Consider the following 8142-nt stretch of genomic DNA (forward strand, 5'->3'; position numbering starts at 1 on the left):
TAGATCGGCCGGGCCCTCTCACCCGTCCCCCGTGCTGGTGGGGACGGGTTGGAGGTCCATGACCATCCGTCGGATCTGGTGGTCCCGGACCTCCACGACGGTGAAACCGATCCCGTCCGCCGTGAAGGACTCGCCGACCTCCGGGAGACGCCCGAGCTCACTGAGGGCCAGCCCCGCGACGGTCTGGTAGTCCTCCCCGGTCGGGAGGTGAAGTCCCAGCCGCTCGTTGAGGGTCTCGATGAACAGGCCCCCGTCGACCTCGTAGCGGGTGCCGCCGAGCGCGGTGATCTCGTCCGACGAGGCGGGAGCGTCGTGCTCGTCGACGATCGGCCCGACGAGCTGCTCGAGGAGGTCCTCGAGCGTGACGAGCCCGGTGACGGCCCCGTATTCGTCCAGCACGATGGCCATCTGGGTGCGGTGGCCCCTCAGGTCGCCGATGAGCTCGAACGCGTTCCGGGTCTCGGGGACGAAGAACGGGGGACGAACCAGATCGCGGGGGACCACCGTGTCGTGCTTCTCGTTCTCGATCATCCTCTCCCACAGGTCCTTGCCGATGAGGATGCCGATGATGTCGTCCCGATTGGCGCCGTAGAGCGGGATGCGGCTCCGGCCGCTCTTGCGGAACGTCTCCGACGCGACCTGGGCGGAGACCGTCGCCGGCAGGCTGACGATGGCGGAGGCGGGGATCATGACCTCCGAGACGTCCGCCCGGGTGAGCTTGACGGCATGCTGGAGCAGCGTCCGCGTCGACTCCGGCAGGTCGGCGTCCATGTCGTCGGGACTCTCGCCGTCCTCCGCATGGATCTCCACCTCCACGCTGGCCGGGCGGGGGCCCGAGTCGGGATTCCCGACCCAGTCCTCGGCGAACTCCTCGATCACGCTCTCGGCGTGATTGAGCGGCCAGGCGATGGTGCGGATCAGCCGGGCGAGGGGCCAGGCGGCGAAGATCAGGGGCTCCGCGAAGACCCTGCCGACCACGGCCGCCAGCGAGTAGGCCAGGCCGCCAAGGACCACGAAGACGGCCAGCAGGGCCGCGCCCGCGTGGATCGGTGACCGGTCCACGGCCAGGACCAGGAGCCCGGCCGCGAGCAGGCCGGCCGCGACCGAGATCAGCTCGCTGGCCCGCGCCGTCCGCTCGTCGAGGTGGGCGACGGCGTCGGCGCGCTCCGGCTGATTCCGGTCGTCGCAGTATTCCTCCAGCCGGCTCCGCGAATAGGAGTGGAGGGCCTTCGACAGGGCCACGGCGGCCACGTACAGGAGCATCGCCGGGATCGTGAGCAGCGCGAGCGCCAGAGGGTGGAGGGAGGTCACGACGCGAGTCCCCGTCGAGAGCCCGCGAGGCCGTGCCGCTCCAGGATGTCCCGCTGGCGTTCGCGCATCGCGGCCGCGGGCCCGTCGCTCGTGTCGTCGTAGCCGCAGAGATGGAGGAGGCCGTGGACGACGTAGAGTTCCAGCTCGGAGTCCGGATCCTCGGAAAGCTCGGCGGCCGTCGACCGGGCCATCTCCGCCGAGATCACCAACTCGCCGACGAGCCCGGGATCGGCCGGCTCGGAGAGGACGAAGCTGATCACGTCCGTCGGCCAGTCGTGGTCCAGGTGCTGGCGATTGATCCGGTGGATCGTGGCGTCGTCGACGAGCGCGATCGAGATCGACGCCTCGGAGACGCCCTCGCCGCGGAGGACGGCGCGGGCCAGCTCGGCAAGTCGCCCGGCGTCCACGCCGAGGAATCGCTGGGTGTTTGATATATCGACATCGATGGATTCCGTTCGCGCGATGCGGCGGGCCGGATCGGGGGAGGATCTCGCTGGGGGGCTGGGCATGGGGGCTGTGCGCTCACGCGGTGCGTTGTTCGGGGTACTTGACTCGACCGTGATAGATGGCGATCAAGGACTTGATCAGGCTGTCCCGGACCTCCGCGATCTGGCGGAGGGTCAGGCTGCACTCGTCGAGCTGGCCGTCCCGGAGCCGCTTGTCGATGATGTCGCTGACCAGCCCCTCGAGACGCGACGGGGTCGGCTCCGAGAGGGAGCGGCTGGCGCTCTCCACCGCGTCCGCCATCATCAGGATGGCGGCCTCGCGCGACTGGGGCTTCGGCCCCGGATAGCGGAAGGCGCTCTCGTGGACGGTGGATCCGTCCGAATCCGCGCATCGCCGATTGGCCTCGTGGAAGAAGTACTCCACGAGCGTCGTCCCGTGGTGCTGCTGGATCAGGTCGATGATCGGTTCCGGCAGGTGGTGCTGGCGGCCGAGGTCCACCCCGTCCTTGACGTGGCCGACGATGATCAGGGTGCTCATCGCGGGGGCGAGGTTGGCGTGGCGGCTCGTGGTTCCGACCTGATTCTCGATGAAGTAGTGGGGCTTGAGCATCTTGCCGATGTCGTGGAAGTAGGCGCCGATCCGGACGAGGAGGGCGTTGGCGCCGATCCGCTCCGCGGCGGCCTCGGCGATGGCCCCCACCGTGATCGAGTGGTTGTGCGTCCCGGGCGCGCGGCGGACCAGTTCCTGGAGGAGCGGGTGGGTGATGTCCCCGAGCTCCAGCAGGCTGATCCCGGTGACGATCCCGAACGCGCTCTCGAGGAACGGCAGGCTGCCGCCCAGGAAGAAGCCGGACATGAGTCCCCAGCCCGCGCGCCAGAGGCCGTCACTGCGGACCAGTTCCAACGGCTGGTGCTCCCACAGCCCGGTCGCCCAGGTCATGATCAGGTAGCCGAGCGCCGCGGTCGCCCCAACCTTGATCAGCTTCGTCCGGGTGCGGACCTCGTTGAGGGCGAGGACGCCGGCGGCGGTCCCCCCCATCACGACGAGGAAGAGGCCGATCCCGCCCCCGAGGGTCAGGCAGGTGAGGATCGAGAGGCCGAAGGTCGCCATGAGCGCGAAGTTCGGATCGTAGGCGATCGCCAGCATCATGGCCCCGATCGCCACCGGGACGAGCTCCGCGTTCCAGGTCTGGTTCGCCAGCATCCGGACGACCGCCATGGACAGGACGACCAGGCCGCAGACCGTGGCGACGTGCCGCAGGCTGCCGCCGATCCGCGGCTCGTGGCGATAGATGTAGTAGCCCGTCAGCAGGAAGAGGGCCACCACCAGCGCGAGGATCCCGAGAGCCCGCTGGAACTTGAATCCCAGCCCCAGCGACTTCAGCGAGGTCTCGTGCTCCATCCGGAGCAGGATGAGCTGCTCCTCGCCGATGTACTGGCCCTGTTCCACCAGGACCTGGCCGAGCTTGTAGGTGTCGAACTTCTCCTCGACGGCCTCGCGGGCGGCCTCCCGCAGCCGCGCCGTCACCTCCGGCTCGAGCGTGAGGGTGGGGCGACCGCCGATCCGGTCGGCGACGAGCTGGAAGAGGGCCTCGCCGAGCCTCGGCGACGTGAAGGCCGAGACGAAGTCCTTGTGCACGGTCCCGTCCGGCTTGACGATCCGCTCCGGCACCACCCGCTCTCGGGGCACGAGGATCTCGCTCGATCGGGGCGCGTCGACGTTGTGGATCGCCAGGGTGGCGCTCGCCTCCTCGTTGCGGGGCAGGGCCTCGGGGCCGAGGACGCCGTTCTCGATCAGGGGCACGAACGCCTTGACGAGCTGGGCGTGGAGGTTGTCCCTCCGCTGGGGCGTGTCGGTCGCGGCCTTGATGTCGAGATAGGCCTCGGGGCGGAGCTTCCAGGAAGAGCGGACGACCTCCGGCAGGTCCTCGATCCGGGCCGACTTGGCGATCGTCACCGTCAGGTCGTCGAGCCGGTCGGCGAGGTCCTTGAGCGGGGCCGGGTCGTTCACCATCGAGGGGGGGACCCGGTCGGCGGCGGCCTGGCGATCGTTGCTCGTCTTGGTCTGGTTGCGGATCTTGAATTCCTTGACCTTCACCCGGATCTCGCGATCGGGACGCTGGCCGATCCGGTAGGTGAAGGGGGGGCCGAAGCCGTGGACGATCGCCGCGGTGGCGAGCACGCTCGACGCGACGATGGAAAGGCCGATCAGGGTGGCCCGCTGGCGGGCCAGCCGGCCCTCTTTCTGCGTGAGGGGGAGGGAACGGAGCTGGGCTCGGGGGAGCCTCGTCCGACGTTTACCAATGCTCATGGAAGCATCTCGACTCGGCGTGGATGGCACCACTCGGCGCTCCACACAGGGGTGGTCCCGGGCGACGCGGCCCGGGATTCGCGGGCTTCGATCCCCCCTCGCACGGCCCGGGTTGCCCCATCAGGCCTCCCTCCGCGCGGGCGGGATCCGACGGCCGCGCCGCCTCACCCCGAGGCGGCGATGCCGGGGCCCTTCGCGGCGGGCACCGAGGCCGGACCGGCCGGCGGCGCCTCCGCGACTTTCCCCGGCTCCTCGTCTTCGTACGCGTTCACGATGGCTTGCACCAGGGGATGCCGGACGATGTCCGAGCGGTCCAGGACGACCGCGGCAACCCCTTCGACCTTGGCGAGGCGATCGATGGCATCGGCCAGTCCACTCGGGGTCGCCGCGGGGAGGTCGACCTGGGTGGTATCGCCGGTGACCACGATCCGTGCGTTCTGGCCCATGCGGGTCAGGAACATCTTCATCTGAGGGACGGTGGCATTCTGACCCTCGTCGAGAATGATCATCGCATCGTTCAAGGTCCTCCCCCTCATGTACGCCAACGGCGCGATCTCGATCAGGTCGTTGCTCATGTAGCGCCGGATCTGATCGTAGTCCATCAGGTCATGAAGGGCGTCGAGCAAGGGGCGAAGGTAAGGGTTGATCTTGGCTTCCAGGTCGCCGGGCAGGAACCCGAGATGCTCGCCGGCCTCGACCGCCGGCCGCACCAGGACGATCTTCTTGATCCGCCCCTTCCGGAGCGCCGTCACGGCCATCGCCACGGCCAGGTAAGTCTTGCCGGTCCCCGCCGGCCCCGCGCAGAGCACGAGCGGATGATCGACGAGCGCCTTGAGGTATCGCGCCTGCCCCTCGGTCCGGGGTCGAACCACGCGGGATCCTTCGCGGATCTCGAAGGCCTCGCCGGCATCCTCACCCCCACGCGTGACCTTCTCGATCAGCTCCTCGACGTCCTTCGAGTGGATCGGCCGTCGCCCGCGATGGATGGCGCGCAACCCCTCGAAGACCTGGCGCGCATGCTCGACCCGGTCCGCCTCCCCTTCGAGACGAACCTCTCCGTGCCGGGCGATCGCCTTCACACCCAGGGAATCGCGGATTTGACGGAGATGCTGATCGCGGCTTCCAAAGACCGCCAGCTCCTCCGCATGCCCATCCAGGGTGATCGTAACTTCTGGCATGCCTCGTCCCGAGACCGGTCAACCCGAGATACCTGACGCACAAGAGGAGTGCGACGAGGCATCGTGCCTGATCTTTGGCAACCGGAGACGTCAATCTTATGATCCTGCCGCAAAGGAATAAAGGACAGATCGCGAAAAACCACGGGCCATCGTCCGAGTCGCCCCGAGATTGTGTCCGTTCGTCACCTGCTGACCCTCGGTCGTCTTCTACAAGTCTTTTTGGGAAATCGACTTAAGCACTAAGTGTCGATCATCAAGCATGGAACAGTTGAGTGCCCCAGGCGGGGCCTCACGAGATCACCGTGGCGTGGAAGGGTCACATCACGAGGCCGGCCCGGCCCGCCCGGTCCGAGGAATCGGGAAACAACCCCACCGCGTGGATCTCACTCACCGTGGATCGGTTCCGTTGCCAGCACTCCGGGAGGCTTATCGCGACTCCGTTTCACGACGAGCAGGTTCGATGTCCTGGACGACTGCCTGATACTCGCGCCTCCCGTCCACCCGCGCCACGCCGTCCCGAAATTGGGTCCGTTCGTCACTCCATGATTCCCGTTAGTTTGACGTAAGACTATTGAAGTAATAGGTTTGAATCGCGAAGCTCGAATGGCTTTGATCCGCTCTTTGCCGTCATTCCCGCCGGCCCGCGTCCTTCGCGCGGGCCGGCGCCGGTGCGTTCCTCGACTGCCACCGAATTGCCAAAGACTCTCGGAAGGGTTCCCGCGCGCACGGCGCGCAAGGATCCCTCCCTACTCAATACAGTCCCGGAGAGCCCAATCCGAGTTTCACCAAAATGGAGAAAATCGGCGGGCGCGCCCTTACAATCGCGCGGTGGCCGTCGGTACACCCGGTCGGACGGGCTCCTCCTCGATGCGCCCCCTCTTCTCCTCGATCCATGGCCTCCTCGACCCCTCCATCGGCGCGGCGATCGTCATGCGAGAGCCTCGGGGGTTGCTCTCCAGCCAGGGGGACCATGACGGCCGAGGATCCGCAGTAGGCAGACACTCAAGGAGAGCGCACGGCATTGCGGATCGGGAAGAGGGTCAGCCAGCGCCGCATGACCTCCTCGGCCGACCACGCCGAAGCGCGCGGGGAGTCGAGCCTCAGCAGCAGGTGGAGATGGTTGTCCAGCACCGCGAAGCCGCCGCAATCGACGGCGAAGAGCCCGACGAGCTCGCGGAGGCGGTCGACGATCCACGCCTTGCGATGCCCGCCGCCCTCGCCGCAGAGGCGGGCGCGTCGGACGCACCGCGAGATGCAGTGATACCAGGGGGTGACCGACTCATCGACGAGCCGGGAGCGCGGCGTGGCCATCGGCGGGACCTCCCATGACTGGAGTCTAGACCGATGGTCATCTTGTGTCCACTATGTTGTGCGAAAACGAGCGGCCGAAGACCGCTCAGTCAGCGTTTAGAGACCGACGACCTCTCTTGTTTTCCCAGTCTGCCCATTTTGGGTGCGTGGCCATTGATCCCAATCGATCCCAATCGATCCCAATCGATCCCAATCGATCCCAATCGATCCCATCGATCCCGTTATCGATCCCCGTGGCCATCGATCCCGGCCATCGATCCCGGGTCGAAGAGGACGAGGATGGGCACTTACGATGCGAACTTGAATCGGATTGGAGACTAACCATGATTTGTATTCGTGCAACAAAATATGACCCTAGTAAGCGAGACAATCAAGGGCTCTACACCTTCAATGAATTCACTTCGGCATCCGATGTCGGGAAAAAGATCGGTGACATCAATGTATCTGTTGAAATATATTTATTTTCAGATGATGCATATGTTTTATGTGTTAGAAGGCTTTTAGAAGCATCTCGTGTAAGTTCACTGCGGATCTTGCAGTTGGAGGACAAAAGGGGGACCACATTGCTCGACTCTGAGATCGAGAAACTTCGGCCTGCATCTCTCGGCCCGGTTTACGAAGGTATGGTGGTGAGCGGGACAAATCTTGACAAGGTCGTGCGGATGACCTTGAGAGAACTTATTTGGTGCAAATTGATCGGAGACAATGGAGTTTACGTAAATTTTGGTTATGACTATTACATGTATATTGGAAGCAACATCGACATGATAAGTCTTGGCGAGCCGCCGCAAGGCATGTTCTACGAAGAGATGGAATCTCCTTACGCATAGACCGGGATTTGCCCTCAAGGTATGCAAGGCAACGCCCAGCACGAGGTGCATACCAGGGGACATAGATACTGGTGCCAGGCGTCTGGGTGATTTAGGTGGTCATACGCCGCAACAGGACATCTCGATGTGTGCCGGCTTTCTGTGCAGCCTGGGGAATCTCGATGTCGCGACCGTGCCCCGTCACCCCATGAGACGTCATCCTCATGATCGCTTCTGACCTCACCTCGATCATCATCCCCTGCTGGAACGAGGTCGCGTACACCCGGCAATGCCTCGCCGCGGTGATCCGGCACACGACGCGGCCGTTCGAGATCGTCGTGATCGACAACGGATCGACGGACGGCACGCACCTGTACCTGGCGGGGGTGGCAGATGGGGCCTCAATTCCGGTCACGGTCATCCGGAATGCGGCGAACCGCGGGTTCCCGGCGGCGGTCAACCAGGGGCTGGCGGCAGCGGCGCGCGGGGAGTTCCTCGTCCTGCTGAACAACGACGCGGTGGTCACCGACGGGTGGCTCGACCAGCTCGTGGCCCTGGCAAGCTCGGATCCCCGGATCGGCCTGGTCGGGCCGATGTCGAACTATGCCTCGCCGCCGCAGCTCGTCGAGGGCGTGCCGTACGCGGATCTGGACCAAATGCACGAGTTCGCCCGGCGCTGGCGGGACGAGCACCGGGGCGAGTGGTTCACCACCGCCAAGCTGTCGGGCTTCTGCCTGCTGATGAAGCGGTCGGTCCTTGACGCGATCGGCGGACTC

Annotated in this window: 7 protein-coding genes; 2 read left to right on the plus strand and 5 right to left on the minus strand. The window is 65.7% G+C overall.

The features are described 5' to 3' along the window. Positions 1 to 18: 18 nt before the first annotated feature. The 5 genes from G6O54_RS10415 to G6O54_RS10435 form a co-directional block, all read right to left on the minus strand. Positions 19 to 1311, minus strand: coding sequence for a hemolysin family protein (locus G6O54_RS10415; RefSeq protein ID WP_165224297.1), 1293 nt, complete (start codon positions 1309 to 1311; stop codon positions 19 to 21). Continuing rightward, positions 1308 to 1820 (minus strand): rRNA maturation RNase YbeY, encoded by a 513-nt coding sequence (ybeY, locus tag G6O54_RS10420; protein ID WP_165224320.1) that lies wholly within the window; start codon positions 1818 to 1820, stop codon positions 1308 to 1310. Before ybeY ends, G6O54_RS10415 begins: the two co-directional genes overlap by 4 nt. A 13-nt stretch (positions 1821 to 1833) precedes the next feature. After that, positions 1834 to 4068 carry an HD family phosphohydrolase gene (locus tag G6O54_RS10425; protein WP_165224323.1) on the minus strand — a complete coding sequence of 745 codons (2235 nt, stop codon included), beginning with the start codon at positions 4066 to 4068 and terminating at the stop codon, positions 1834 to 1836. Positions 4069 to 4232: 164 nt separating this feature from the next. Next, the gene (locus G6O54_RS10430; protein ID WP_165224326.1) at positions 4233 to 5246 is read right to left on the minus strand and encodes a PhoH family protein; all 1014 of its coding nucleotides are present in this window, start codon (positions 5244 to 5246) and stop codon (positions 4233 to 4235) included. A gap of 1002 nt (positions 5247 to 6248) precedes the next feature. Beyond that, complete coding sequence (locus G6O54_RS10435) at positions 6249 to 6557, minus strand: hypothetical protein (RefSeq protein ID WP_165224329.1); 309 nt, start codon at positions 6555 to 6557, stop codon at positions 6249 to 6251. Between the two features lie 323 nt (positions 6558 to 6880). Here G6O54_RS10435 and G6O54_RS10445 point away from each other — a divergent pair, with 323 nt between their 5' ends. Together G6O54_RS10445 and G6O54_RS10450 are read left to right on the plus strand one after the other, a co-directional pair. Next, a complete protein-coding gene (locus G6O54_RS10445) occupies positions 6881 to 7387 on the plus strand; it encodes a hypothetical protein (protein WP_165224334.1) in 507 nt (168 codons plus the stop codon). 203 nt (positions 7388 to 7590) lie between these two features. Continuing rightward, a partial coding sequence (locus tag G6O54_RS10450) for a glycosyltransferase family 2 protein (protein WP_165224336.1) occupies positions 7591 to 8142 on the plus strand: 552 nt, incomplete at its 3' end.

The organism is Aquisphaera insulae (assembly GCF_011064615.1).
Taxonomy (GTDB): Bacteria; Planctomycetota; Planctomycetia; order Isosphaerales; family Isosphaeraceae; genus Aquisphaera; species Aquisphaera insulae.